We start from the raw sequence: 24,241 nt of genomic DNA, 5'->3' as shown, positions 1-24,241 counted from the left end.
TTTTATGCCGAGCTGAAGTCTAAAAATTTCTCGATCAGAATATTACTTCTCGTTGCTCCGGCCATAAAGCATTGGCGCTGTAGGGTTTCCACATATTTTGGTCCGCCACAAATATACACACTGTAATCACGTAGTGACGAAAATCGCGCTTTAAGGCTGGTGGTTGTGGCCCGGTATGGTTCGGCATTTTTTGTCTTCTCAATCACCCCGAACGCTAGTTGTGGATATTGCTTTTTAAGCTGCATTAATAAGTCAGTGCCATAATATTCTGAGGGTTTGCTGTCGGTACACAAAAGTTCAATATTTGTGCTTGGGTTTGTAAGTAGTGCTTCTCTGCAAATTCCCAACAGCGGTGCGAGCCCGGTACCCTCTGCTAGCAGTAATATGTTGTCCTGGGGCAAATCGTCTCGATAGACAAACTCTCCTATTGGTCCTTGCCAAGCGATGTTGTCGCCAACCATACAGTCATAAAATAGTGTTGGGCTGAGATAGCCATGGGGGTGTAAGCCAATGTGTAGTTCCAGAAAGGGGTCTTCACTGGCGACGCTGGCGATGGAGTAACATCGGCTTTGTGATTTTTCATTCAGCCACAAATTGATGTATTGCCCGGCTCGCCAAGGGCCTTGGGGTCGCAGTCGCAAGCGTAAAACGGTCTCGCTTAATTGTGTTTTTTCTAACACTGAGCTGGTGATGATTTTGTTTTTTAGCGAATATCGGCTTATGGTTAACGCTGTGTCGGGCTGGCATTGGCAACTGAGTAGTAGGCCATCTTGCCGTTGGCTAGGTGTTAGACTTGCTTGAGCTTGGCTGGGCGGCTGTCCTTGTTCTAATTGCACAAGACAAGATTGACACGCGCCTGCTCTACAGCCGTAGGGAATGCTGTGGCCATGCCGTAACAAACAGTCCAGCAGATTTTCTCCTGGTTCACAATGTAAACGGTTTTCTTCAAAGACAATACGTGGCATAGCGTGTTTGTGTAACTCTCCCTATTGGTTTACAGCGAATCATCGGTTGTTACGCAGATAATGGCAAATACCCGTTAAACAGCTTCAACATTTTCTCGGCGGATGAGATATGAGTGATTCATTAATATTGCCGGTGTGGCAGCAAAATGCCGAGGCATGGAGCAATGCGATTCGGCAGCAGCGTATTGCGAGTCGAGTAGAGGTGACTAACGATGCCATCGTCAATGCAATATTAGCCAGAAAGCCTGATAGCATACTTGATGTAGGTTGCGGCGAAGGTTGGTTATTAAGGGCTTTACAGGGGCATGTGGCTGAACGCTATGGTATCGATGGCGTAGCAACACTGATTGAAAAAGCAGCGGAATTGGGTGGTGGTGAGTTTAGCACCCTCAGTTATCAGGCGTTTGCTAATGGTGATTGGCCCAGCTTAGTGGATATGTTGGTGTTTAACTTCTCGTTACTAGGAGAAGAGGACAGCCAAACCGTGTTATCTGCAGCGGCTAGCTTAATTAAGCCTGGCGGATGTTGCTTGGTTCAGACCTTGCATCCAGCATTTATTGATTATGGCGAAAATTACGAAGCGGGGTGGCGTGATGGCAGCTGGGCCGGTTTTGGGGATGAATTTAAAGAAGCCCATCCTTGGTATTTTCGCAGTTTAAGTGATTGGTTTACTTTGTTTTCTGCATGTGGCTTATGGGTGATCTCTGTCAAAGAACCCCGTGCTAAAGCATCCGCCAAACCTGCTTCTATTATTTTTGAACTTATACCGAGGCGACCGTAATGGGAAACACACATAGCATGGCAGTGGGCTATCTACTTTGGATATTCGGTTTTATGGGCGCCCACCGATTTTATTTTGGCAAGCCAATTTCAGGCACAATCTATTTTTTCACCCTAGGCCTGTTTTTAATTGGCTGGATTATAGACCTGTTTTTAATTCCAGGAATGGATGCTCAGGCAGACAAACGCTGGACACCGGGCAATTGTAGTTATACTGCCGCATGGGTGTTACTGACGTTTTTGGGCGTTTTCGGTTTACATCGGTTTTATATGGGCAAGTGGCTGACTGGCATTATTTATCTGCTGACTGGTGGCGTATTTTTGCTGGGCATTATTTACGATTATTGGACCTTAAATTCACAGCTTAATGATCGAAATTCAAAACTTTTCGGATGATATAGTGACGGGCCTAATTGACTGTGCGGGCAGCAATTGCGCGCTTGCTGATCGACGAACAATTTTTCTACACCGTTGATTCTCGATAATAATTTTGACTGACTGCGTCCAGCAGGGATAATCGTTGTTTTTTATAAGGCAGTGTAAGCGGTGGCGAACAAGGTTTTGTTTATTGGCTATGTCTGGCCGGAGCCCCGCTCCTCTGCGGCTGGTCGTCGTATCCTTGATGTAATTAGCTTGTTTCAAGCACAGGGAGCTGCGGTGAGCTTTGCTTGTGCCGCCGAGTTTGGCCAAAACCCGGCAGACCTCTCTAGTCTGGGTGTCGCCACCTTTAGTATTCAACTGAATTGCAGCAGCTTTGACGAACAGGTTCAGCGGCTCAACCCTGACATAGTGGTGTTTGATCGCTTTGTGTGTGAGGAGCAGTTTGGCTGGCGGGTGGAACGAGCCTGCCCAAAGGCATTGCGCATTTTGGATACCGAAGATTTGCATTGCTTGCGGGATGCCCGTCATAAAGCCCTGAAGGCAGGGCGTGAAATGCTGTCTGCTGATTTATTTAGTGATTTAGCCTTTCGAGAAATCGCCTCGATTTGGCGATGTGATCTCAGTTTGATGATCTCGCCCTTTGAGGTTGATCTTCTTGTCGAGCAATTTGGGGTTGATCCCAGATTGCTATTTCATTTACCTCTTTTTGCCAATTTGGCTTTTGCTCGACAGAAACAGCCCGAGTTCAGTCAGCGTCAACACTGTGTGGTGGTGGGTAATTTTAGACATGCGCCTAATTGGGATGCCGTGCAATATTTGCGGCGCGATATTTGGCCAGAGTTGCGGCGCAGGCTGGGAAAGAACGTGCAATGCCACGTTTATGGGGCTTATCAGCCGCCTAAAGCTCAGCAATTGCACAGTGAAAAAGAAGGATTTTTACTAAAAGGCTGGGCTGAAAATGCGTGTGTAATAGTAAGTCAGGCAAGATTGGTGTTGGCACCTTTGCGTTTTGGTGCGGGTCAAAAGGGCAAGTTACTGGAGGCTATGGAGTGCGGCACGCCGTCGGTTACAAGCAATATCGGCATTGAAGGCATGGCGTCAACGGCGCAGTGGCCGGGTGGCGTGGCGAATACGGCAAGTGATTTTGTTGCCACTGCCGCTGATTTATATACCAACGAAAAGCAGTGGCATGCTGCTGCTCAGCAATGTTTACCACTGTTAGACAGTAATTTTAACAAATCGGGTTTTGAAAATAATTTTTTCAATATTATCAATGAGTTACTGATTGCCCCTGAGGCTCATCGCCGGCAATTTTTTAATGGCATGATGATTCGCCAACAATCGTTACGCAGTCATCAGTATATGTCACAGTGGATAGAAGCCAAAAATGCCTCACTACGACATAGTGATGAAGATACGAGCGAAAGTTAATCGTGAATTAGGGTTTGCATTCCTTTGGTAAATCTGCGATTTTGGTTGTTCAGGTTTCAGCAAGAAAACAATAAAAACGTAGGGTTGCCCTCGATTTCGCCATTTTTGTTTGGCGGTAGTATGCCTCGGTCAACCCACCACCCAAAATAACCGGGAGGTGGTTCAACATGAAACACATGATTTTTGATGCACATTTGCATATTGTCGATCAGGATTTTCCAGTCGAATCCAATAACGGCTATTTGCCAGATCCTTTCACCGTCGATGATTACGTGGGCCGCACGGCTGATTTAGGCATTGCTGGTGGGGCCGTGGTAGCAGGTTCGTTCCAGAGCTACGATCAGCAATATTTGCTTACTGCGCTTCGCGACCTGGGGCCGGGCTTTGTCGGCGTTACCCAAGTGAAACCTACTATTAGCGATAAAGAACTGTTTCAACTCTCTGACGGTGGCGTACGTGCCGTGCGTTTTAATCTGCGCCGGGGTGGTTTTGATTGTGTAGATTATATGGCCGATTTTGCCTGGCGAATTTTTGATTTGCTGGGCTGGCATATTGAGATCTATGCCGACAGCAAGAGCTTGGCCGAAATAGAGTCTATGCTACGGACTTTGCCGGCCGTCAGTATCGATCATCTGGGTTTATCGAAAGAAGGTTTACCTATGTTGTACCGCTTGGCAGAAAGCGGTATTCGGGTAAAGGCAACCGGTTTTGGTCGGGTTGATTTTGCCGTGAGTCAGGCGATCAAGCGCTTGTATGACATCAACCCCGATGCGCTTATGTTTGGTACTGATCTGCCTTCAACCCGTTCCCCCCGTCCTTTTCATTCCGTTGATATCGAAATTATCGGTAATGCCCTCGGCGACAGTAATGCCAAGCGGGTTTTATGGGATAATGCCGCCGCGTTTTACAAGTTAGCGGTGTAGGTGAGGGGCTTAGCCCTTCACTTGAGATGTAGTCGAAAAAACTCCTCGAATATGTTGGTGCTGCGGTTTTGGTGTTAAGGCTTTCTCTCTGGAGAGGGCTTTCACTGCGTACCCGGTTTCTTCGTTAATTCCGCTTGGTCTTTGCATCGCCACTGGTTTTGAATAATCGGTCTTACGGAATGTTATGCCTCTGCAAAATCCCTATTACGTCATTGTTGCTGTGTGGCTATTGGCCTACCTGCTAGACCATTTTTTAGCTGAGCCTAAAAAATGGCATCCATTGGTGGGCTTTGGTAATGCCGCCAGTGCTCTGGAGAAACGCTGTAATCGACAGCAAACCCGGTTCTTTGAGCGTCTTCGTGGTGCACTGGCTTGGTGTCTAGTGGTATTGCCACCGGTATTGTTGGTATTGGCAATGTCAGCGCTATTGGAGCGCCTGCATTGGCTATTTGGTTTTTGCTTTGACGCACTGATTTTATATTTGGCGATGGGGTGGCGTAGCTTGAGTGAGCATATCCAACCGATTGCGAGCGCGCTGGCAAAGGGCGACTTGGTACTGGCCCGGCAGTGTTTGTCATGGATTGTCAGCAGAGATACCGACAACTTAAGCGACGCTGAAGTGCTTAGCAGTGCGATGGAATCCGGCCTTGAAAATAGCAGTGATGCCTTCTTTGCATCGTTGTTCTGGTATGCGGTGGCGGGCCCAGCAGCGGTGGTGCTACACCGGTTGGCCAACACCTTAGATGCCATGTGGGGCTATCGCAGTTCGCGCTATTCCCATTTTGGCAGTTTCGCGGCTCGGTGTGACGATGTATTAAACTTCTTTCCCGCCCAACTTACGGCGTTGAGTTTTTCGCTGCTGTCTTGCTCACCTGCTGCGTTTCGCTGTTGGTGGGGCCAAGGTTGGCGGTGGAAAAGCATCAATGCCGGTTCGGTGATGGCCAGTGGCGCGGCGGCGCTGGGGGTGACCCTGGGCGGCAGTGCGCGCTACCATGGCCAGCTGCAATCCCGGCCGCAACTGGGGCAGGGTGAGGCTCCCAGTGCGGTGGATGTAAATCGAACGCTGAACTTGGCCAACAAAGTATTTTTTCTGTGGCTGACAGCAGTATTAATTTTAGGGGTGTTAGTAGCTTTGTGATGAACTGCAATGACGATTGATATCCCGGCGCCAAATCACGGTGGCAACCCGCTACAGTTACCCGATGCTGAGTATTATACGGAGATGCTGGATTTGGCAACGGGGATTAACCCGTGGCCATGGCCGGTGCCTTGTTCTTGCCTGGCTGGCCTCGCTAAATTGCCGTATCACTCATCGGAGCTGCAGCAGGCTGCCGCAAAGTATTATGACGTCTATCCCCAACAGTTACTGCCAACCTCTGGTAGCCAGGCCGTCATTCAGCTGATTCCACAAATGTTGGCTGTCGGGCGGGTATTGCTAGCTGGGCCAGCTTACGAAGAACATGCTTTTCGTTGGCAGCAGGCCGGACATGAGTGTGTTTTCTTTCCCCATGACCAGCCTGAAAAGGTGGCTGAGTTAATCCGGCAACAGGGGATTGAATACTTGGTCTTGGTGAGCCCGAATAACCCCACTGGCCAAATGTATACAGAAGCCCAGCTTTCACAATGGCAGCAGCTACTACCTGAAAACGGGTTTATGTTGGTAGATCAGGCGTATGCGGATGTGCAAATTGAAAGCCTGTGTACCGGTTTACTCAGCAAGCCCAAGGTTATGTTATTGCGTTCTACCGGCAAGTTTTTTGGCTTGCCTGGGCTGCGCTTGGGGTTTGCCCTTGGCGACCCTCAGTGGTTGGCCAAGCTCGATGCTATGCAGGGACCGTGGGCGGTGAATAGTCTGGCTCAAAGCGCCGGGGCTGTCATGCTGGCCGATCGGGCTTGGCAACATCAGATGCGACAAACCTTGTCTGCAGCCTCAGCGCGACAAGCCAATATGCTTGGCAATATTTTGTCTGGCTGGGTTGAGTCCACAAGCTCAACGCCCTTGTTTAATAGTTTTGAGTTACCGCTGGACCGGGGGCTATTGCTGCAACAGCTTTGTTATAAGCACGGCCTGTCGGTGCGGGTATATCAATGGCAGGGGCGGGCTTATATGCGCTGGGGACTGGCTGCCGATGAGGCGGAATTGCACCGCCGGTTGTCCAGCTTGGGTGACGAGCTGTTTGCACTGACTGACCGAGTCGATAGCCATGTCGTCCACGGCTGATTTTATTAACTACTTGCAGGAACAGTTTCAACTGATTGGCCCTGTTGAAGCTCGGCGGATGTTTGGTGGTCATGGTTTTTTTCTAGATGGTTTGATGTTTGCCATTACCTTTGATGACTGCTTGTATTTAAAAGTCGATGAGGTTTCAAAAGCCGATTTTGAGGCCCAGGGTTTAGCGCCTTTTAGTTACCCCAGAGGTGATAAAATGATCAATTTGAGTTATTACCAGGCGCCCGAAACCATTATTGATGAACCAGCAGAACTCTGTGAGTGGGGTAATCGCGCTTTTGCGGCGGCCTTGTATGGGCGCCGCAAACGCTGAGGCTGGTGTTTGCTTGATGTATAATGTGGGCCTGTATCTGTTCAATACGTGTTTTAAGGTGGTAGTTAGCAATGTCAGTGCAAGAGAGTATTCAGCGCAAACTGGAGTCTGAGCTTCAGCCCCAGCATTTAGAGGTGGTGAATGAAAGCCATATGCACAGTGTTCCCGCCAATTCTGAAACTCACTTTAAGGTGGCTGTGGTCAGCGAGGCTTTTGAGGGAATGCGGAAAGTGGCAAGACATCAGCGCATGTACCAAATTCTGGCCGACGAGTTGAAAGGCCCCGTACATGCCTTGGCGTTGCACACATACTCACCGGAAGAGTGGCAAGAAAAATTTGGCCAAGTTCCCGATTCACCAAATTGCCTCGGTGGCAGCAAGCACGATAAGGCTGAGCACTAAAATGAACGATTTTGTGGTGGCCGCGCTGTATAAATTTGTTGCCTTGCCCGACTACAAAGCACTGCGAGAACCCTTGCTGGACCAGTGTGTCAGTGCCGGTGTGAAAGGCACCTTGCTACTGGCAAAAGAAGGTATCAACGGCACTATTGCGGGTTCCCGGCAGGGCATTGATACGGTATTAGATTTTTTACGCCAAGACCCTCGTTTGCTCGACTTGAGCCATAAAGAATCTTTTGACGACAGTCAGCCTTTTTACCGGATGAAGGTAAAGCTAAAAAAAGAAATCGTGACGATGGGGGTGGGTGGTATTGATCCCAATGCGGTGGTTGGCCAATACGTCAAACCGCAGGATTGGAATGCCTTGATTTCTGATCCCGAGGTGTTGCTGATTGATACCCGCAATGACTACGAAGTGAAGATCGGCAGTTTTCAAGGCGCGGTCAATCCAGATACCCAAAGTTTTCGGGAGTTTCCCGAGTACGTGCGAGCGCATTACGATCCTGAAAAGCATAAAAAAGTGGCCATGTTTTGTACGGGAGGCATTCGCTGCGAAAAGGCCTCTTCGTTTATGCGTCAGGAAGGCTTTGACGAGGTCTATCATCTTGAAGGCGGTATTCTCAAATATCTGGAAGACGTTGAGGAAGCTCAAAGCCTGTGGAAAGGCGAATGTTTTGTGTTCGATAACCGGGTTTCTGTAGGGCATGGCCTGGCGCCGGGTAGCTATGATCTATGCCATGGTTGCCGTGAACCTATTAATGCTGCGGATAAAGCCAGTGCGTTTTTTGAAGAGGGTGTCACTTGTCCTGCCTGTTATCACAGTGTCACTGACAGTCAGCGCCAGCGTTTTCGCGATCGTCAAAAACAAGTGGAATTGGCCCGTCAGCGCAATGAACAACATGTGGGCGCCGAGCCCCCCGCACGACAACGCAAGCGCCAGGCAGAGAGGTAAGCTTTTATTAGATACCGCTTACTGCCGCCCCTGCGCCTTCGTAATACTATTTAAAAATGGCGTGTAAGTTGCTTCATTTATTCCCTGTACTCTGGGAATAAGACTTTAAGGCTTGGATCAAATTTTTGTGATGCTCTGAACGTCTCCGCAGCATTAACTGGTCTATTCTGTCTTTTCCTACTGAATTTGTAGCCAATGATAAAAAGGCAGGGAAAGAACATGAAGCAGCTGGGCGTTTTTGACAGTGCGTTTATTAATCTTGAGCATCCCAATACACCACAACATGTTGGTGGCTTGGGGATATATGATCCCATTACATCGCCGGATAAAAAGCTACAGTTCAACAAGGTGCTATCAAACTTCGAACGCCGGCTGGAGAAGCACGATATTTTTCGCTCTTCTCTGTTACGGGTGCCTGCGGGTGTAGACCGCCCGTATTGGACCCTGGATAGCAACTTTGATATTGAGTTTCATGTTCGTCATATCGCCTTGCCCAAGCCTGGTGATTGGCGTCAACTCTGCATTCTGATTTCCCAGCTGCATTCCCAGCCTTTAAATATGAGCAAACCACTTTGGGTGACGTATATCATCGAAGGCGTGGATGGTATTCCGGGGGTACCCAAAAATGGCTTTGCCATTTATACCAAGATGCACAGCGCGCTGATTGAAGGGGCTGGTCATAATTCAATTATGGCGGTGTTACATGACCTTGAAGCCGATCCGGAGGCTGTTACGCCGGGTCCCAGAACAGAGCAAATCACTCCTGCGCCAAGTGGTTTGGAGTTGCTTTATGCGGCAGCGGGGCACTCGACGGGTAGTGCGCTTAAGTTGCTTTCGGGGAGCTATTCGGTGCTGAAGGGTCTGGGTAAAACCGCGTTGGGTTTGGGGCGTAATGTACTGGCCATGCCCCCATTAGGGGCACCAAAAACCCGATTTAATACCCTGGTTGGCTCTTGTCGAAGTATGGCGGCAACGGAGTTTTCTTTGACGGAGCTGAAAAAACTCAAAGTACTGTATGGTTTGAAGACTGAGCATGTCTGTATCGCGTTGGTTGCGGGGGCATTGCGGCGCTATTTGTCACATCATCAAGAACTTCCCCAAGAAAGTCTTGCGGTGGCGTTAATGTGTGGGGCGGGTGATCGTCGAAATGCAGCAGAGGGCGGCCAACGGAGTTTGGCCTTGACGCCCATTTATTCTGAAATCAGTGATCCCGCCCTGCGTTTGATGCGAATTAAAGACGGTGTTGATGGCGCTACGGAGTTTGCCGAATATTCTCCGCTGGCAAATAGCCGTTACCTCAGCGGTGTGTTCTCCCCTGCGCTAAGTCGGCCACTTGTAAATGCGTATATACAGCGGCGGGCTATGCGTTTTCTGCCAATGGGCATTAGCAGTTATGTTTCTCAGGTTTCTGGCCCCCGTTTTCCGCTTTATTGCGCTGGGGCCAGCCTGCTACGTTTTTACGGCTTGGGGGCATTAAGCTCCGGTGTGGGCTTATCTCATTTCTTTTACAGCGCGGCAGATGTGGTTACGGTAACGGTATCGGCCAACAGAGAGGCCATGCCCGATCCTGAGTTTTACCGCGAGTGTCTTGAAGAGGCCTATCAAGAGCTGTTGTCGCTGCTGAAAAAGCCGACTTTGGCTGCAGAACAAAAGCCCGCGTCAGCAAAAGCAGCAAGAGCTACGGGCAATAAAAAGGGCGAACTAAACACTACAGCCCCGAGCAAGCTCGTGACGTTAAAAGATCATTCCAGCGCTAGCTAGCCTGGCAAAGGGCTAGCTGATTTCGATATAGCCCATTAAGCCCGTTTTCATATGCTCGATGACATGGCAATGAAACATCCATTTGCCGGGGTTATCGGCAACAAAGGCGATCTGGGCACGCTCGTTTTTTTCCATCAAAATAGTGTCGGTTTCATAGGGGGTAATTTCCCGTTTGTCCGACTTCATCACCGTAAAAATTAATCCGTGCAGGTGGATGGGATGATGGTGGGGCGTGGCATTGTGCAAGTCCACCACATAGCTTTTACCTTGCTCAAGTTTGGCTAAGGGCGCGGGAAGCCCTTGGGGGCTTGCGCCTTCCCACGCCCGGCGATTAATTAGCCAAAAACTGTGATCGACTTTGCCCTGCTTACTACTGGGGGATAGCGCGCCTTGCCACTCAAAAACAAAATTCAGCTGTTCTGCCGTCGCCAAATCTGCCTTGGGAATGGGATTGGCGGGCAGTGCTTTTATTGGTGCGGGTTTTTTAGAGCTGCTGGAGCTTGCAACGGTTTTCAGTCTGGCAATTTCACTGCCAAAGCGACCTTTCATATCGTAAACAGGAATTTCTTCCCCTACTTTTTGTGGTGCTTGCAGTGCGACATCTAAACGCATACCGGCGCCGGTAGGGGCGACATGTAATGGTTCTGTTTTGGCTAGCGGGCTGCCATCAATCGCCAAAATGTCCGACTGGGTTTTACCTAAGCTCAAATTAAAAACTCGGGTGTTGTCCATATTTAAAAATCGCAATCGCAGCAGTTTACCGGCGGGAACTTCTATTACCGGTTTTTGCAGACCATTAATGGTGGCCACGGTGCCCAGGGTGCCAGCGCGAAACGCTTCTCGCGGGAGAGACAGTGGCAAGTAACTCCCGTCTTGTTTTAGGCGCCAATCTTTCATTCCTAAAATAACGTCGTGATAGCCTTGGGGTTCTCGCTCTTCAATAATCAGCGCGCCAACCAGTCCCATGCTCAGTTGCTCTATGCTGTGCATATGGGGGTGATACCAGAAGGTGCCAGCATCGGGCGGCGTAAATTCGTAAACAAAGCGCTCACCGGGCTGGATGGGCTTTTGTGTCAACCACGGCACCCCATCCATTTCATTAGGCAGACGAATGCCGTGCCAGTGGATGGTGGTGGCCTTGTCTAGTTTGTTGTGAAATTCAACCCGTAGCGGTTCGCCCTGTTTGGCGCGAATTATCGGCGCCGGAAATGCGCCATCAAAGCCTAAAATATCAGATGTGGTGCCTGGTACAATTTCAGACTGGGCCGCTTCGGCGGTCAAAATATAGTGGTAGGAATTTTTGCTGACTTTATCGGCCGAGGCCATTGCCAGACTGAAGCGCGGCAAGCTCGCACTAACACCAGCAAGCAGGGCAGATTTCATAAGCGTGCGGCGTTGCATATTATGTCCTATGAGGGTTGTGCAAGTCGTAAGTGATTATCCCAGTGAATACCACTGGCGTAAGCCAATGGCCGCAGTGCAGGGCTACCCGGCGACAAAGCCATTAACTGGCCTCTGCCGTTGCTGAGAATAAACTGTTGATAGCGCGCATCGTACACGGCACCCGCGCAGTCGAGTAGACGAAAGCTCTGTTGCAGTTGTCCATTAGCAAGATTCCACAAACAGACGGTATTGTCCCGGGGGCAGGTGCTGACGGCATAGTGCTGCAGGCTGTCGATGCTGATACTGGCTACATAGCTTTTATTTAATCGTAATGGCACATCGCCAGTATCCATTGCTTGTAGAGGTTTACCGCGCTGATGTTGATATACCAAGGGTAATGGTGCGGGTAAGCTTCCTTGATATTGGCCACCAACGACGACCAGACCCTGGGAGCCGACATCGAGATGACGCAGGCTTAGGTGTTGATGGGGCGAGGCTTGGCTCTCTAGTAATTCGCCGGAATCGATATCGATGTAATTCAGTGCGGGAGCCATGCTGTCAAAATTCAGGGTGTCGCGTCCGTGTTGAGGCAAGGTTTTTATCCCGCCTACGGCCACTACCAAGGTTTTGTTGTCTGGCATCATCGCCAGCTGATGAGGTCCGATTCCGGCGCAGGAAAGGTGTTTTACAAACCGGTAGTTATCTTGGCTGTCGTAAACACCAATAGCCCCTTGGCCGTCACCGGCAACATGATTTTCGGTGGTGTATAAAAAGCGCTCCTGGGCATCGAGGCAGCCGTGACCGTAGTAGTGGTAGCCGTCTTGAGCCATCACCTGTTGTTTTGGCTGTCCGTTGCGGGCGTCCAGGATAAAAATTTCTCTATCTGGACGTCGAGAGAAAAACAATAACTCTTGGTTTTTGCTATGAGCACAGCTGTCGTGGCCACGATGGGGGATGTCAACCGCGGTGGCCCAGCCATCTTTTTGCCATTGGCCTATTCGAAATTTCCCTTTCTCTAAACGACTCGCACTCATCACCGGTGAATAATCGCCCGTCTCTGCCAGCAGTGTTTTCGGTAGCGTAATGAACAGGCCGCTGGCGAGTAAAAACTGTCTGCGGTTCATAGTAAAAACAACATTGCTGTGTGGGTTGGAGTGGTGACTCGATACATTGCGTTAATCGCCGTCACTGGAATTAAAGCTTAAGGTCACGCCAAGGGCGGCGGGCAACTCGTTTTTAGTTAACATTTCCAGCTCAGTGACCGCTTTACTCAAGGCCGCCGCTTTTTTCAAGGTGTCATCATTATTTGCGCTGGTAAACAAATCCCCTTTAATTTCTGACGCCAGTTTCAGGGCCTCGACGAATTTCCTCTCGATTTTATCAGCGAGTGCTTTCTCGCCTTTGGCCTGGGTAAGGTAGTCGTCCAGACCGTACCCGCTGTCGGCTTTGTAAAGCCGCTGTAAGGCGGCAAGATTGGCGGTAATGGCTTCAAGCGAATAACGACTGCGCCACCATTCCAGCAGGTAAATTTGCGGCTTGTTGTTGGCTAGGCCCAGTGGTCGTTCTAGCTTGTCTCTTTTTACCAGCTCCAGGCCGTAAACGATGCTGTCTAGCAAGGTGCCAATCGCGACATTGCTTTCGGGAAAGTCGCGGTTGTTTTTGCCGGGTTGACTAAAGGTATCGGCATAGTTTCCGCCATCGGTTTGCCATGCCGTGTGTAAATGCACGGCGACGCCCTCCAAATGGGCGCTGGTTGCGATAAGAAGCTCGCAGCGACGCTGGCCGTCGCTAGTTTTGTAGCGGTCTATTTGCCCGGCTTTTTCGTCAAATAATAAATACTCCAGGGCCGACAGGCCTTGAGCCACGACGCTGGCTTTTTCGATGCGTGCTACATCCAGGGGCTCATCGCCTTTAAGCAACGCTTCCACTTTTCTGGCAACCAGGTTTTTGCGGTCTGGCCAAAATTGAATTTTCCACGCTTGGTTGTCTACTAATAACGGCCCAAATTGCAAAGGCTGAATGGCGGCCCACGTGGTGGCGGTGTTTTGCCATGTTGTGCGCAGGGTTTGGTAGGCCGCATTTTGTTCGGTGGTTTGCGCGCAAAAATGCTCGCTGGCTTCCCGGAGTTGGTGGCTGGCGTCGGCAAAATCGCGGTAGCCGGGCACAATACTTAGCCTGGTGGTTTCGGCGAGCAATTTGTTTTCTGGCGCAGGACTACAGGCGCTGAGTAAAGTGAGGCCTGAAAGTACAGTGGCAAGGAAGAGTGAAGGTTTAAGTAGTGTCATTACAGGGCCTGTAAAAATTGCAGTAATTGCTGTTGTTGAAATGCGCTGATTGCCCGGTAGCTATCTTGGCTTTGCTGGGCTTCGCCGCCATGCCATAAAATAGCCTGATGAATGTTTTTTGCCCGGCCATCGTGTAGCAGGCGGCTATTGTCTGCCTTGTTGGTCTTAAGGCCAAGCCCCCAGAGCGGGGCGGTGCGCCATTCTTTGCCAGATGCTGAAAACTCTTCCACAGCGTCGGCCAGTGGCTCACCCATGTCGTGGAGCAATAGGTCGCTGAAGATTTGAAAATTAACGGTGTCGCCGTTGGCATTGCGGCCTTGCATGAACTGCCGATGGCAGCTGTTGCAGCCCAGTGTGGTAAACACGCGGTAGCCTGGCAGGGCTGTAATTTGTTCGCTGGTCAGGGCTTGGGATTGACGGGAAGTGAGCGTCTGGCTGGCTTGGTTTGCAGGGGCAGGCAGACTTTTAGATATTTGTGTCGGGGCAGGCACCGCGAGATTGGCAATATAAAAAGACACTGCCTCAAGTAATTTATCGTTGATTTCCAGTGGTTCAGAATCGGTTTTCAGGCAGTTGCTGTTTGCCGGGCAAATCGCATGGGGGAACAGCGATGAGCGAATCCCCAGGTCTTGAGAAAAGGCCAGTGCGAGCTGTTGTTTTAAACTGGCTTGCCCGGCCTTCCAGCCAAATTTTCCGGGACGATAACGGTTTTGCTGGGGGTCCCAAACTTTATTCACGCGCCCGGAAATACCATCGCCGTTATTATCTTCTGGGTCGGCTAGGGCAATAAGAACGTCATCAGAGACACTATCTATTAAACCCTGACCAATCAGTGCGGGAGCCAGCCGTGCTGAGACAGAATGCTTGTTGCTGGGTGCGGTAATGCCATATTGCCGGTATAGCAGAGTGTGTTCGGCAGCCTGATGGCGCTGTTCCCGCCAGTTAATACGGCCCTCGGGTTTTATTCCGGGCAGTGCCCGGTCCTGAAGTTGAATGCCCAGTTTGCTATGTGCAGCAACATTCTTATTCTGTTGTGGGCCGGGGGAATTTAAACGCAAAATTAAGCCGGGGCCGTGTTCTGGTAATTGGCCACCTAAATTGTGGCGGTGGCAGGCGGCGCAACTGTTGGCGTTATACAGCGGACCCAGGCCATCTCTTGCGGTGGTAGTGGTGGGCGCTGTTACCCAAGGTTGGATGGCAAAGCTTCGGCCCACGCTCCATTCTAAACGCTGCTCCGGGCTAAGTCCGGGGCGAGGTCGGCTAAGAAGATTTTGGTCTTGGCTGGCAATGCCGTAGCCAGCGGGGATGGGGGGCGGTGGTTGGGAATCGCAGGCAAGCAGAGCAATAATAACTGTCAGCCCCGCAGCTATTGTCCGTAGCGGTGCTACCCGTTTGGAGGCCGCAGCGCTGGCGGCAGTGGGCTGAGGCGGCAAGAGTCGCTGCCTCCTTAATAGCCGAGCTGATTGGGGTCGATATTAACGGCTGCTGCCGCTTTTTCCAGGGCACGTGTCTGTTGAACCAATGCATTCAAAATATCAGCCAGAATCTCTTGGCCCTGGGTATTGCCCTCGGCAATCAGCATATCGAACTTCTGTGGGGTATCTTCAGCTTCAGCTGTTTTTACTAACGTGCTTAGTGCGGCCATCGACTGGCTTAGAGCTTGCTCGGTCGCGGTGGCGGCCTCGGGGTTTTGTGCAGCGACGTAATCACGCACTGACGGTCCGGTGATCTCCTTGCCGTCAGTGGTTTTGTAACGGCCCAGAAACACGTTTTGAATACCAAGGCCATCGTAGTAGTGGGCCCAATGGGTGTTGTCGCTAAAACAGTCGTGCTCATCTTCTGAGGAGTTGGCTTCTAGTGCGACTTTAATACGTTCGCCGCCGAGTTCCCCCAAAGACAGCGACCCCATGCCGTAAAACATGCGGGCAATGGCGTGTTTTGGATCCAGCTCCAGCAGGGTTTCGCGGTAATTACCCTTGTTGCTCGCGGTCCATTGGGTTTTCATTTCTGCCAGATCATTAATGAGTAATTGGGTGACAGCGCTGAGGTATTCGCGGCGTCTCTCGCAATGGCCGTGACTGCAGTCATCGCCGTTTACATAGTCAGTGTAGGGCCGCTCGCCAGCACCAAGGGCATTGCCGTGCAGGTCTTGTCCCCATAACAAAAACTCAATGGCATGATAACCGGTGGCTACATTGGCTTCTGAGCCGCCTAGTTCATTGAGATCAGCAAGGACCTCAGGTGATAGTGTGGTGGTATCTAATACTGTGCCGCCGAGATCAATGCTTGGGTTGGCGATGATGTTAAGCGTGGCCCCAATATTACCCAGCGCAGAAACATAGTCTTCTGCAACATAATCAATAAGGCCTTCATCCAAGGGCCAAGAGTTTACTTGACCTTCCCAGTTATCGACGACGGGGTTGCCAAAGCGAAACACCTCACTTTGCATATAGGGTACCCGCGCCGCTATCCATGCTGCTTTCGCCTGTTGCAGTGTTTCTTTGCTGGGCGCTGCGAGAAAGGTATCAATGCTGGCTTGCAGCTTTAGCGCCTGTTGATGGGCGTCGCCAAAAATGGCCGCCGCCATATCCGCATAATGCGTAACCACTGCGCTGTCTTCTGCTTTTGTGGCTGCTTGAGCAAAAAGCGGCAAGCTGGCGACAATAACGAGTAGGGCGTTGCGAAGCGATAAGCGCATGAACATCTCCGGGCTGGATGGGGCAATATGGATAAGGGTTTCCATTCTAGTTTTATTGATAATTGTTCGCAATTAATCCCGGAGGTTTTTTCCTTATGCCTGTCGGGCTGAGGATGACTTGAGCTGTGTTAAACTTTGGCTTTTCTCAGGGAAATACTATGCCTTATACGCCGCGCCGCTCTGTTTTGTATATGCCCGGCTCTAATAGTCGCGCGTTGGAAAAAGCCAAGTCATTAGACGCCGATGTGCTGATTCTGGACCTGGAAGATGCGGTAGCGCCGGACCAAAAAGTGATGGCCAGAGAGCAAGTGAAAGCCGCTGTTATGGCAGGGGGCTACGGTCATCGTCAGCTGGTGGTGCGGGTGAATGGCTTTGATACGCCATGGGGGCGGGACGATATTCAGGCTTTTGCCGACACGGATATTGTTGCCCTGTGTCTGCCAAAAGTAGAAAGTGCCGCTGAAATCCATGCCGTGGTGCAGGTGCTTAAAGGCGCGGGTGCCTCAGAAAACCTCAAACTTTGGGCAATGGCTGAAACGCCAAAAGGCATCTTGAATGTGGAAGAGGTGGCCGCGGCTCATTCCCGTATGGATGCAATTGTACTGGGGACTTCGGACTTGGCGAAAGATCTTCGGGTGCCCCATACCCCATCACGGTTGGGCATGTTGTTCTCCTTAAGTCGCTGTGTGGCAGCGGCTAGAGCAGAGGGGCTTGATGTATTTGATGGTGTGCACCTCGATTTGAATGATGAGGCGGGTTTGATCAGCGCCTGCGAGCAGGGCCTTGAGCTGGGTTTTGACGGCAAAACCTTGATTCACCCCAAGCAAATTGCTACGGCTAATCAAGCTTTCTCACCGTCATCTGCGCAAGTGGCTCATGCCGAAAAAATTATTGCTGGCTGGGAGCTGGCTCGGCGAGAAGGCAAGGGCGTGGTATTGGTCGATGGCAAACTAGTGGAGTCTTTGCACGTCGAAGAAGCTCAGCGCATATTGGATATCAGTCGTCACATTGCCGACGCCTGAGCTTCGGCCGCCGCGTAGCGGCGGTGGTTAATCACATCTACTAGGCGCGTATCCAGCCAGCTATCCAAGCGATAGTTTTTTAAGAAACCGCAGTGGCCACCAAACTCAGTCTGCTCTATATCCAGTTTGGGATTGTTTGCCAGTTGCGCTAAATCCTCTGCCAAAATCATTGGATCGTCTTTGCTGGCAATAATATGCGCGGGGGAGTCTAGGCTTTCCAGTACTTCCCCGGTCAAGCTATAAGCGTTGAAATACGCCTGAGTAGAGGGGTAGGGCGTGAAATTGGGTACAAAATATTCATTCATGTCGCTTAGATTTTTCAAGCTGAGCAATTTTTCGCCGTAGTTAAGTTCGGGATAAAGTGCGAGTTTTTTACGCAGCGACGCTTTCCACTTTTTAACAAAATAGCGCTCGTAAACCCACCAGCCAGTTTCTAGCGCCGCCATGGTTTTAGCGGGGTTAAGCACCGGACATATGGCTACGGTTTGATGCAAGCTTAATCCTTCTTGGGCGGCTTTTGCCGCGACCCGCAACGCAAAGTTTCCTCCCAGTGAAAATCCTGCAAGAAATTGCCAGTCGTGGGGGTAGGTTTGGTGAATGCAGCGCACGGCTTCAACCACTTCTTGTAAACGGGCGGAGTGGAATAGCTCTTTGTTGAGGTGGTGACTGGGGCCGTGGTCTCTCAGGTTTAAACGAAAAATATCGTAACCAGCATTAAAGAGTTGGGCGCCTGAAGACAACATATAACTGGACTTGGAACTGCCTTCCCAGCCGTGAATGAGCGTGACTAATCCTTTGCTGCGTCCGGTTTGCTGGCTGTATTCTCCCAACAGCTGTTGGCCGTCGCCGCAATCGAGTACCACCGTTTTACTCGCTTTGTTAAAGGCAGGGAGCAATGGCGCAATGCGCAACCTGCGAGGGAAGGTCGACGCCAGTACTGATTGCACGTGGGGGTTTTGGAGCCAGCCTGTCGGCGCGTAGCTGTTCATGTAAATGTGAAACCCTTCATATGGATGCTCGTCAGTTATTTTTTAAATATGGCGTTATATTACGGTCAATATTTAAGACCGCAAATAGCGGATAAGAGTCTGCTGACGATGACAAATATCGAGATCGTAATCGATGTTGGCTGATTGTGATTGGCTAGAGTATGTTGTGATTGCTTAGAGTATGGCACGAGTCGGTATGCTCGCCCAATCTAGAGAAAGATGGGGTAGAAGGCCTGGGTATGAGAGATGGTATCTAGGTGAAAGCCGGACTTTACGGTGTGGTAAAGTCCGGCAAAAAACCGCTTACTTCACTAGCTCGCGGCCAATAATCAGCTTCATGATTTCATTGGTACCAGCATAAATGCGTTGCACTCTGGCATCGGCAAAGGCGCGGGCGACGGGGTATTCCCACATATAGCCGTAGCCGCCAAAGAGCTGCAGACATTCGTCAATGACTTTGCATTGCAGGTCGGTGCACAGCAGCTTGGCTTGCGCGGCCATGACGGAATCAAATTTCTGTTCTAAATGCAGCTCTAGACAGCGGTCAATATAGACTCGGGCGACTTGTACCTCGGTGGCGAGTTCAGCCAGTTTGAACTGGGTGTTTTGAAAAGTCGCTACCGTGGTGCCAAAGGCTTTACGGTCTTTAACGTAATCAATCGTCTGCTCAATGGTGGCTTCTGCGCTGGCGACCGCGACCATGGCCACGTTCAGTCGCTCCTGGGGCAAGTCTTGCATCAGATAGACAAAACCTTTGCCTTCTTCCCCTAGCAACTGGTCTTTGGAGACCCGGACGTCCTGAAAGAAAAGCTCGGAAGTGTCCTGGGCTTTCATGCCCACTTTCTCCAGATTAGAGCCCTTGCTAAAGCCCTCCATTCCGGCCTCTATCAGGAACAAACTGGTGCCTTTTGCGCCGCCTTTAGGATCTGTTTTGGCGACGACCACTACGAGGTCGGCGTGCTGACCATTGGTAATAAAGGTTTTTGAGCCGTTGATAATATAGTCGTCACCGTCTTTTACCGCGTTGGTTTTAATTCCCTGGAGATCAGAGCCTGCGGCCGGTTCGGTCATGGCAATGGCCATGACGATTTCGCCGCTGACGCATTTGGGCAGGTATTTTTGCTTTTGAGCTTCGCTGCCGTAGCGTTGCACATAGGGCACGGCGATATCAGAATGCAGCCCCCAGCCAATACCCGTTAAACCGGAGCGGCCGATTTCTTCATTGACGATGGCGTGGTAACGAAAGTCGGCGCCATAGCCGCCGTATTCCTCTTCGATACTGGGGCAAAGAAACCCTTGTTCGCCGGCTTTTAACCACAGGCTGCGATCTACCTGGCCGTCTTTTTCCCACTGAGCATGGAAGGGCGCGGCTTCGGTTTCTAAAAATTTACGCACAGAGTTGCGAAACAATTCGTGCTCATCAGAATAAACGGTGCGAGGCATGGTGATCATAAACGACTCCTTTAGGGTTATACTTGCCGTCGATTTGAGCATGTTAGCAGAGTAAACTTTATTTGTCAGAAACTTGCGCCAGACCGATTTGGGCGCATAGCAATTGGTAAGATAGGAGAGCGTTATCAATGTCTATTTGGAAGCAGGACATCAGCCTTGAGGCTTTGAATGCCCAGTTGCGTAATACCTTGGCGGAGACGCTGGATATACGTTGTGAAGAAGTGGGTGACGATTATTTAAAAGGCTCGATGGTAGTGGACAGCCGTACCCATCAGCCCTACGGCATACTGCATGGCGGCGCGTCAGTCGCATTGGCAGAAACGCTGGGTAGCATTGCGGCGTCGCTCACCTGTGGGGAAGGTCTTGGTTGCGTGGGCTTGGAGATTAACGCCAATCATATTCGTAAAGTTGAAAGTGGGCGGGTGTATGGCACGGCGACGCCCTCGCACATCGGTCGCACCACCCAAGTTTGGGACATTAAAATTTGCGATGAAGCGGGTAAAACTACCTGTGTATCGCGGATTACCATGGCAATTATTCCCCGCCCATGACGCCGCAGCGATATCAAAAACTGAGGGCGGTTTTGGATCGTCGACAGCCGGATTTAACCCTGCTGACTGATAATGTTCACAAGGGCCGGAATCTTTCGGCGGTGTTGCGCAATGCCGATGCGGTTGGGATTGCCAGCATGCATTGCGTGGTGGATGACAATGAGTACAGAGCTTTTCGCGGCACCGCCATGGGCAGTCAGCGCTGGGTTGAAATGTACCGCCACAAAACCATTGAGAGTGCTATCGCTCCGTTAAAGCAGCAAGGTGTACAGATACTGGCGGCCCATTTGGCGGATGACTCGGTGGACTATCGAGAGGTGGATTACACTGGCCCTACCGCTATTTTGCTGGGCGCGGAGAAACGCGGCGTGAGTGCAGTGGCCGCTGACATGGCCGATGCGCATATTACTATTCCGATGATGGGTATGGTCCAGTCTTTTAACGTGTCCGTCGCGGCGGGGATTATTTTGGCTGAGGCGCAGCATCAGCGCATGCAAGCGGGTTGTTATGATCAATGCCGTTTATCGCCCGAGCAGTATCAGCGGTTGTTTTTTGAATGGGCCCACCCCCAGTTAACGGCGTTTTGTCAGCAACGGGGCCTGGCGTATCCACCCTTGGGTGAAGATGGTGAGCTGGAAGACGCACCGGGCTGGAATGCCAAGGTAAAAGCGGGGCAAGCGACCTTGGCTTGAAAACGACCTTGGCTCAACAAGCTGCGCCGAGTTAAGGAACAGGCTTAATTGGGGTGGTTGTCATCCGCCGCCTCTGCGATTTTGCAGAGTTTAATCCAGTGTTCTACTGCGGCTTTGGGGTGGCGCTTTTTGGGCAGGGCAATATAAAAGCGTCGGCGCATATCTCGCTTGGCCAGTTTTAACGGCACCAGCTCGCCGTTGCGGAAATCGTTCTGTAACACCACCCGAGACAAGCAGCCTATACCGAGGCCCGAGGTGACAGCACTTTTAATTGCTTCATTGTGTTTGAACTCTCGGTAGATATTGATTTCTGGGAGTAGCCCAGCCAAGGCCCGGTCAAATGTATGCCGGGCACCGGAGTCGGGTTCCCGCAAAATCCATTTGGCTTCTTTAATGTCTTTGTTGCTCAGGGTATTTTTACTGGCAAGAGGGTGATTGGCGCTGCAAAACACAATGAGTTCGTCTTCTTTCCAGGGGATCATCTCCAATTCCCGGTGTTGGACTTCCCGCTCAATCATGCCCACGTCGACCTCGTAGTTTAGAACCTTGGCGACAATCTCAGGAGTATTCGCTGTGTGCAGTTGTACATCGGCTTCTGGGTATTCGGTTAAATAGTCAGCCAGATAACGGACCACCAAATGATTGCCGATGGTGAAGCTGGCGCCAACTTTAAGATGGCCGATTTCGCCGTGGCGTTTTAAGGCGTCATCAAATTGCTGACAGTGGCCGAGCAGGGTTTCAGCTTCTTGCCGAAGCGTGTGTCCGACCGGGTTGAGGCTGAGCTTATTGCCTTTACGGCTAAACAGGCTGACACCGTAATTCCGTTCAAGGGTTTGCAGCGCAGCGCTGGCGGCAGACTGGGACATGGCAAGCTGGTCAGCGGCCCTGGACACATTTTGGTGGCGGGCAACGGCTAAAAAAACCTCTAACTGGCGCAGACTAAATTTCACAAAGATTATCCCGATAATGGTGGTTGGTTATAGTATCGAATTTATCGATAGCGAGTATAACAATATCCCGTTTTACTTGTAGAGCGAGGCGCATTAATATTTCGCCAGTTTCCGCTGCCGATGGCGCAGCTTCTAATAACGGGGAAGTGAAATGACTGAAGTGAAAGCGACCAATGTTCATTGGCACGACGGCGAAGTGAGCCGTGAAGATCGCAACGCGCTGCTCAAGCAAAAAGGCGCTACCTTGTGGTTTACAGGATTGTCTGGCAGCGGCAAAAGTACCGTTGCCGTTGCACTTGAAAAAGCATTGATGGAAAAAGGCCACCTTTGCTATCGCTTAGACGGTGACAATATCCGTTTGGGTATCAATAAAAATCTGGGTTTTAGTGCGGATGATCGCGCAGAGAATATTCGTCGCATTGGCGAAATTGGTAAGCTGTTTGTCGACACTGGTGTCATCGTACTGTCCAGCTTCGTCAGCCCATACCGTGCCGATCGTGACAATGTTCGTGCCTTGCATGCAGAAAGCGATATGCCCTTTATTGAAGTGTATGTGGATGTACCGCTGGAAGTTGCTGAAGAGCGTGACCCTAAAGGCTTGTATAAAAAGGCCCGCGCTGGCGAGATCAAAAACTTCACCGGTATTGATGATCCCTATGAAGCGCCAGAAAGCCCTGAGATTGTTCTGAACAGCCACGAACTGAGCCTGGACGAAGAAGTCGAAGTGCTGCTGGCAGCACTGAAAGAGCAAGGCATTATCTGATTTTGTTCGGCAGCGCCATACTGGCGCTGCGCTCGATATTTTTATACCTGCGTTACGCAACTGGAGTCTCAAAATGATTAAGCCCCATGGCGCCGACGAACTGAAACCTTTGTTCGTCTATGACACTGAAAAACACCACGCCCTGATTACTGAGGCAGAAACCCTGCCTTCAATCCTGATTAGCTCTGCCGCCGCTGCGAACGCAGTGATGCTGGGCGCGGGTTACTTTACCCCGCTCACTGGCTACATGAACTTGGCCGATGCCTTGAGCGTGTCAGAGAAGCTTTACACTGAAGACGGTCTGTTTTGGCCTGTGCCCATTCTTAATCTGTTAAAAGATCTGCAGGGCGTGAGCGCTGGCCAGCGTGTGGCGCTGCGTGACCCCAATGTAGAAGGCAACCCTGTACTTGCCATTATGGATATCGAAGCCATTGATACTGCAACGGATAAGCAGATAGATGTTATGGCTGAGAATATTTTTGGCACCTTGGATGGCAATCACCCCGGCGTCCAAACCTTTAAGGCTCAGGGCAACAATGTCTTGTCCGGCCCTATTCAGGTGTTGAATTTCTCTTACTTCCAAAGTGATTTCCCGGATACTTTCCGCACGGCAGTAGAGATTCGCAATGAAATCGCCGAGCGCGGTTGGGAAAAAGTGGTTGCCTTTCAAACGCGCAACCCGATGCACCGCGCCCACGAAGAACTGTGTCGGATGGCGATGGAAGATCTGGGTACCGACGGTATTCTGATTCACATGCTGCTGGGCAAGTTGAAACCCGGCGATATTCCTGCCCACGTGCGCGATGCGTCTATCCGTAAAATGGTAGATGTGTACTTCCCCAAAAACACGGTGATGATCACCGGCTACGGTTTTGACATGCTTTATGCTGGCCCTCGCGAAGCAGTATTGCACGCGGTGTTCCGTCAAAACTGTGGCTGTACACAACTGATTGTTGGTCGTGACCATGCAGGTGTTGGTGACTATTACGGTGGTTTCGATGCCCAGACGATCTTCGATGAGAAAGTCCCCGAAGGCGCACTGGATATCGAAATCTACCGTGCAGACCACACGGCTTATTCTAAAAAATTGGATAAAGTGGTGATGATGCGGGATGCTCCCGATCACGACAAAGAAGACTTTGTGCTGCTGTCGGGCACTAAAGTGCGGGAAATGCTAGGTAATGGCATTGCACCCCCCCCTGAGTTTTCGCGTCCTGAAGTGGCTAAAATTCTGATGGATTACTATCAGACGCTGGATAGCTAAATAGTTGTCTGGCTGAACAAACGCCCTGCAATGCGGGGCGTTTTTGTTTGTGGCAGAT

24 protein-coding genes are annotated in these 24,241 nt (G+C 50.8%); 15 read left to right on the top strand and 9 right to left on the bottom strand.

Annotated features, from left to right (window positions below):
* Positions 1-2 precede the first annotated feature (2 nt).
* Positions 3-965: a 2Fe-2S iron-sulfur cluster-binding protein gene (locus tag IMCC21906_RS12190; RefSeq protein WP_052763519.1), complete on the bottom strand. Its 963-nt coding sequence runs from the start codon at positions 963-965 to the stop codon at positions 3-5.
* 109 nt (positions 966-1,074) lie between these two features.
* On the opposite strand from IMCC21906_RS12190, the gene IMCC21906_RS12185 reads away from it, so the two are divergent.
* The 10 genes from IMCC21906_RS12185 (at position 1,075) to IMCC21906_RS12140 (ending at position 10,134) form a co-directional block, all read left to right on the top strand.
* Positions 1,075-1,746: a class I SAM-dependent methyltransferase gene (locus tag IMCC21906_RS12185; protein ID WP_047012400.1), complete on the top strand. Its 672-nt coding sequence runs from the start codon at positions 1,075-1,077 to the stop codon at positions 1,744-1,746.
* Positions 1,746-2,141, top strand: coding sequence for a TM2 domain-containing protein (locus IMCC21906_RS12180; RefSeq protein ID WP_047012399.1), 396 nt, complete (start codon positions 1,746-1,748; stop codon positions 2,139-2,141). Before IMCC21906_RS12185 ends, IMCC21906_RS12180 begins: the two co-directional genes overlap by 1 nt.
* A 150-nt stretch (positions 2,142-2,291) precedes the next feature.
* Complete coding sequence (locus IMCC21906_RS12175) at positions 2,292-3,557, top strand: glycosyltransferase (RefSeq protein ID WP_047012398.1); 1,266 nt, start codon at positions 2,292-2,294, stop codon at positions 3,555-3,557.
* A gap of 167 nt (positions 3,558-3,724) precedes the next feature.
* Positions 3,725-4,480 (top strand): amidohydrolase, encoded by a 756-nt coding sequence (locus tag IMCC21906_RS12170; protein ID WP_047012397.1) that lies wholly within the window; start codon positions 3,725-3,727, stop codon positions 4,478-4,480.
* Positions 4,481-4,664: 184 nt separating this feature from the next.
* Complete coding sequence (cbiB, locus tag IMCC21906_RS12165; protein ID WP_047012396.1) at positions 4,665-5,618, top strand: adenosylcobinamide-phosphate synthase CbiB; 954 nt, start codon at positions 4,665-4,667, stop codon at positions 5,616-5,618.
* Between the two features lie 9 nt (positions 5,619-5,627).
* Positions 5,628-6,701: a threonine-phosphate decarboxylase gene (locus IMCC21906_RS12160; RefSeq protein ID WP_047012395.1), complete on the top strand. Its 1,074-nt coding sequence runs from the start codon at positions 5,628-5,630 to the stop codon at positions 6,699-6,701.
* On the top strand, positions 6,685-7,023 hold the full coding sequence (locus IMCC21906_RS12155) for a TfoX/Sxy family protein (RefSeq protein ID WP_047012394.1): 339 nt from the start codon (positions 6,685-6,687) through the stop codon (positions 7,021-7,023). The genes IMCC21906_RS12160 and IMCC21906_RS12155 overlap by 17 nt, the downstream gene beginning before the upstream one ends.
* A 71-nt stretch (positions 7,024-7,094) precedes the next feature.
* Positions 7,095-7,424 carry a BolA family transcriptional regulator gene (locus IMCC21906_RS12150; RefSeq protein ID WP_047012393.1) on the top strand — a complete coding sequence of 110 codons (330 nt, stop codon included), beginning with the start codon at positions 7,095-7,097 and terminating at the stop codon, positions 7,422-7,424.
* 1 nt (position 7,425) lies between these two features.
* Positions 7,426-8,373, top strand: a complete 948-nt coding sequence (locus tag IMCC21906_RS12145) for a rhodanese-related sulfurtransferase (RefSeq protein WP_047012392.1) — start codon at positions 7,426-7,428, stop codon at positions 8,371-8,373.
* Positions 8,374-8,592: 219 nt separating this feature from the next.
* Positions 8,593-10,134, top strand: a complete 1,542-nt coding sequence (locus IMCC21906_RS12140) for a wax ester/triacylglycerol synthase domain-containing protein (RefSeq protein ID WP_047013392.1) — start codon at positions 8,593-8,595, stop codon at positions 10,132-10,134.
* 12 nt (positions 10,135-10,146) lie between these two features.
* Here IMCC21906_RS12140 and IMCC21906_RS12135 read toward each other — a convergent pair whose 3' ends face one another.
* The 5 genes from IMCC21906_RS12135 to IMCC21906_RS12115 are packed head-to-tail and all read right to left on the bottom strand — an operon-like array spanning position 10,147 to position 16,500.
* Positions 10,147-11,535: a multicopper oxidase family protein gene (locus tag IMCC21906_RS12135; RefSeq protein WP_047012391.1), complete on the bottom strand. Its 1,389-nt coding sequence runs from the start codon at positions 11,533-11,535 to the stop codon at positions 10,147-10,149.
* Positions 11,536-11,543: 8 nt separating this feature from the next.
* Positions 11,544-12,641 (bottom strand): DUF1513 domain-containing protein, encoded by a 1,098-nt coding sequence (locus tag IMCC21906_RS12130; protein WP_047012390.1) that lies wholly within the window; start codon positions 12,639-12,641, stop codon positions 11,544-11,546.
* Positions 12,642-12,692: 51 nt separating this feature from the next.
* Complete coding sequence (locus tag IMCC21906_RS12125) at positions 12,693-13,802, bottom strand: imelysin family protein (protein WP_047012389.1); 1,110 nt, start codon at positions 13,800-13,802, stop codon at positions 12,693-12,695.
* Complete coding sequence (locus IMCC21906_RS12120; RefSeq protein ID WP_047012388.1) at positions 13,802-15,235, bottom strand: di-heme oxidoredictase family protein; 1,434 nt, start codon at positions 15,233-15,235, stop codon at positions 13,802-13,804. The genes IMCC21906_RS12125 and IMCC21906_RS12120 overlap by 1 nt, the downstream gene beginning before the upstream one ends.
* 14 nt (positions 15,236-15,249) lie before the next feature.
* Entirely contained in the window at positions 15,250-16,500 is a 1,251-nt protein-coding gene (locus tag IMCC21906_RS12115; protein ID WP_156166045.1) for an imelysin family protein, read from the bottom strand.
* Positions 16,501-16,658: 158 nt separating this feature from the next.
* Here IMCC21906_RS12115 and IMCC21906_RS12110 point away from each other — a divergent pair, with 158 nt between their 5' ends.
* Positions 16,659-17,522 (top strand): CoA ester lyase, encoded by an 864-nt coding sequence (locus tag IMCC21906_RS12110; protein ID WP_047012386.1) that lies wholly within the window; start codon positions 16,659-16,661, stop codon positions 17,520-17,522.
* Here IMCC21906_RS12110 and IMCC21906_RS12105 read toward each other — a convergent pair.
* Both IMCC21906_RS12105 and IMCC21906_RS12100 read right to left on the bottom strand, forming a co-directional pair.
* A complete protein-coding gene (locus tag IMCC21906_RS12105; protein WP_047012385.1) occupies positions 17,504-18,511 on the bottom strand; it encodes a YheT family hydrolase in 1,008 nt (335 codons plus the stop codon). The genes IMCC21906_RS12110 and IMCC21906_RS12105 overlap by 19 nt on opposite strands.
* Before the next feature lie 303 nt (positions 18,512-18,814).
* The gene (locus IMCC21906_RS12100) at positions 18,815-19,963 is read right to left on the bottom strand and encodes an acyl-CoA dehydrogenase family protein (protein ID WP_047012384.1); all 1,149 of its coding nucleotides are present in this window, start codon (positions 19,961-19,963) and stop codon (positions 18,815-18,817) included.
* Between the two features lie 128 nt (positions 19,964-20,091).
* On the opposite strand from IMCC21906_RS12100, the gene IMCC21906_RS12095 reads away from it, so the two are divergent.
* The gene (locus tag IMCC21906_RS12095; RefSeq protein ID WP_047012383.1) at positions 20,092-20,514 is read left to right on the top strand and encodes a hotdog fold thioesterase; all 423 of its coding nucleotides are present in this window, start codon (positions 20,092-20,094) and stop codon (positions 20,512-20,514) included.
* A gap of 32 nt (positions 20,515-20,546) precedes the next feature.
* Positions 20,547-21,206, top strand: coding sequence for a tRNA (guanosine(18)-2'-O)-methyltransferase TrmH (gene trmH / locus IMCC21906_RS12090; RefSeq protein ID WP_231580262.1), 660 nt, complete (start codon positions 20,547-20,549; stop codon positions 21,204-21,206).
* 44 nt (positions 21,207-21,250) lie between these two features.
* Here trmH and IMCC21906_RS12085 read toward each other — a convergent pair whose 3' ends face one another.
* Positions 21,251-22,156 carry a LysR family transcriptional regulator gene (locus tag IMCC21906_RS12085; protein WP_047012381.1) on the bottom strand — a complete coding sequence of 302 codons (906 nt, stop codon included), beginning with the start codon at positions 22,154-22,156 and terminating at the stop codon, positions 21,251-21,253.
* Positions 22,157-22,307: 151 nt separating this feature from the next.
* Here IMCC21906_RS12085 and cysC point away from each other — a divergent pair, with 151 nt between their 5' ends.
* A complete protein-coding gene (cysC, locus tag IMCC21906_RS12080) occupies positions 22,308-22,919 on the top strand; it encodes an adenylyl-sulfate kinase (protein ID WP_047012380.1) in 612 nt (203 codons plus the stop codon).
* Between the two features lie 73 nt (positions 22,920-22,992).
* Positions 22,993-24,183, top strand: a complete 1,191-nt coding sequence (gene sat, locus IMCC21906_RS12075) for a sulfate adenylyltransferase (protein WP_047012379.1) — start codon at positions 22,993-22,995, stop codon at positions 24,181-24,183.
* The last annotated feature ends 58 nt before the right edge of the window (positions 24,184-24,241 follow it).

The organism is Spongiibacter sp. IMCC21906, assembly GCF_001010805.1.
Lineage (GTDB): Bacteria > Pseudomonadota > Gammaproteobacteria > Pseudomonadales > Spongiibacteraceae > Spongiibacter.
Note: the sequence above shows the minus strand (reverse complement) of the source record. Positions and strands in the feature narration are given on the sequence as shown.

Coding starts and splice junctions, on each gene's coding strand:
- sat (WP_047012379.1), top strand. CDS start 22,993: ATGATTAAGCCCCATGGCGCCGACGAACTGAAACCTTTGTTCGTCTAT.
- cbiB (WP_047012396.1), top strand. CDS start 4,665: ATGCCTCTGCAAAATCCCTATTACGTCATTGTTGCTGTGTGGCTATTG.
- IMCC21906_RS12155 (WP_047012394.1), top strand. CDS start 6,685: ATGTCGTCCACGGCTGATTTTATTAACTACTTGCAGGAACAGTTTCAA.
- IMCC21906_RS12185 (WP_047012400.1), top strand. CDS start 1,075: ATGAGTGATTCATTAATATTGCCGGTGTGGCAGCAAAATGCCGAGGCA.
- IMCC21906_RS12150 (WP_047012393.1), top strand. CDS start 7,095: ATGTCAGTGCAAGAGAGTATTCAGCGCAAACTGGAGTCTGAGCTTCAG.
- IMCC21906_RS12190 (WP_052763519.1), bottom strand. CDS start 965: ATGCCACGTATTGTCTTTGAAGAAAACCGTTTACATTGTGAACCAGGA.
- IMCC21906_RS12180 (WP_047012399.1), top strand. CDS start 1,746: ATGGGAAACACACATAGCATGGCAGTGGGCTATCTACTTTGGATATTC.
- IMCC21906_RS12145 (WP_047012392.1), top strand. CDS start 7,426: ATGAACGATTTTGTGGTGGCCGCGCTGTATAAATTTGTTGCCTTGCCC.
- IMCC21906_RS12115 (WP_156166045.1), bottom strand. CDS start 16,500: ATGCGCTTATCGCTTCGCAACGCCCTACTCGTTATTGTCGCCAGCTTG.
- IMCC21906_RS12105 (WP_047012385.1), bottom strand. CDS start 18,511: ATGAACAGCTACGCGCCGACAGGCTGGCTCCAAAACCCCCACGTGCAA.
- IMCC21906_RS12125 (WP_047012389.1), bottom strand. CDS start 13,802: ATGACACTACTTAAACCTTCACTCTTCCTTGCCACTGTACTTTCAGGC.
- IMCC21906_RS12170 (WP_047012397.1), top strand. CDS start 3,725: ATGAAACACATGATTTTTGATGCACATTTGCATATTGTCGATCAGGAT.
- IMCC21906_RS12100 (WP_047012384.1), bottom strand. CDS start 19,963: ATGATCACCATGCCTCGCACCGTTTATTCTGATGAGCACGAATTGTTT.
- cysC (WP_047012380.1), top strand. CDS start 22,308: ATGACTGAAGTGAAAGCGACCAATGTTCATTGGCACGACGGCGAAGTG.
- IMCC21906_RS12135 (WP_047012391.1), bottom strand. CDS start 11,535: ATGCAACGCCGCACGCTTATGAAATCTGCCCTGCTTGCTGGTGTTAGT.
- IMCC21906_RS12140 (WP_047013392.1), top strand. CDS start 8,593: ATGAAGCAGCTGGGCGTTTTTGACAGTGCGTTTATTAATCTTGAGCAT.
- IMCC21906_RS12095 (WP_047012383.1), top strand. CDS start 20,092: ATGTCTATTTGGAAGCAGGACATCAGCCTTGAGGCTTTGAATGCCCAG.
- IMCC21906_RS12130 (WP_047012390.1), bottom strand. CDS start 12,641: ATGAACCGCAGACAGTTTTTACTCGCCAGCGGCCTGTTCATTACGCTA.
- IMCC21906_RS12110 (WP_047012386.1), top strand. CDS start 16,659: ATGCCTTATACGCCGCGCCGCTCTGTTTTGTATATGCCCGGCTCTAAT.
- IMCC21906_RS12160 (WP_047012395.1), top strand. CDS start 5,628: ATGACGATTGATATCCCGGCGCCAAATCACGGTGGCAACCCGCTACAG.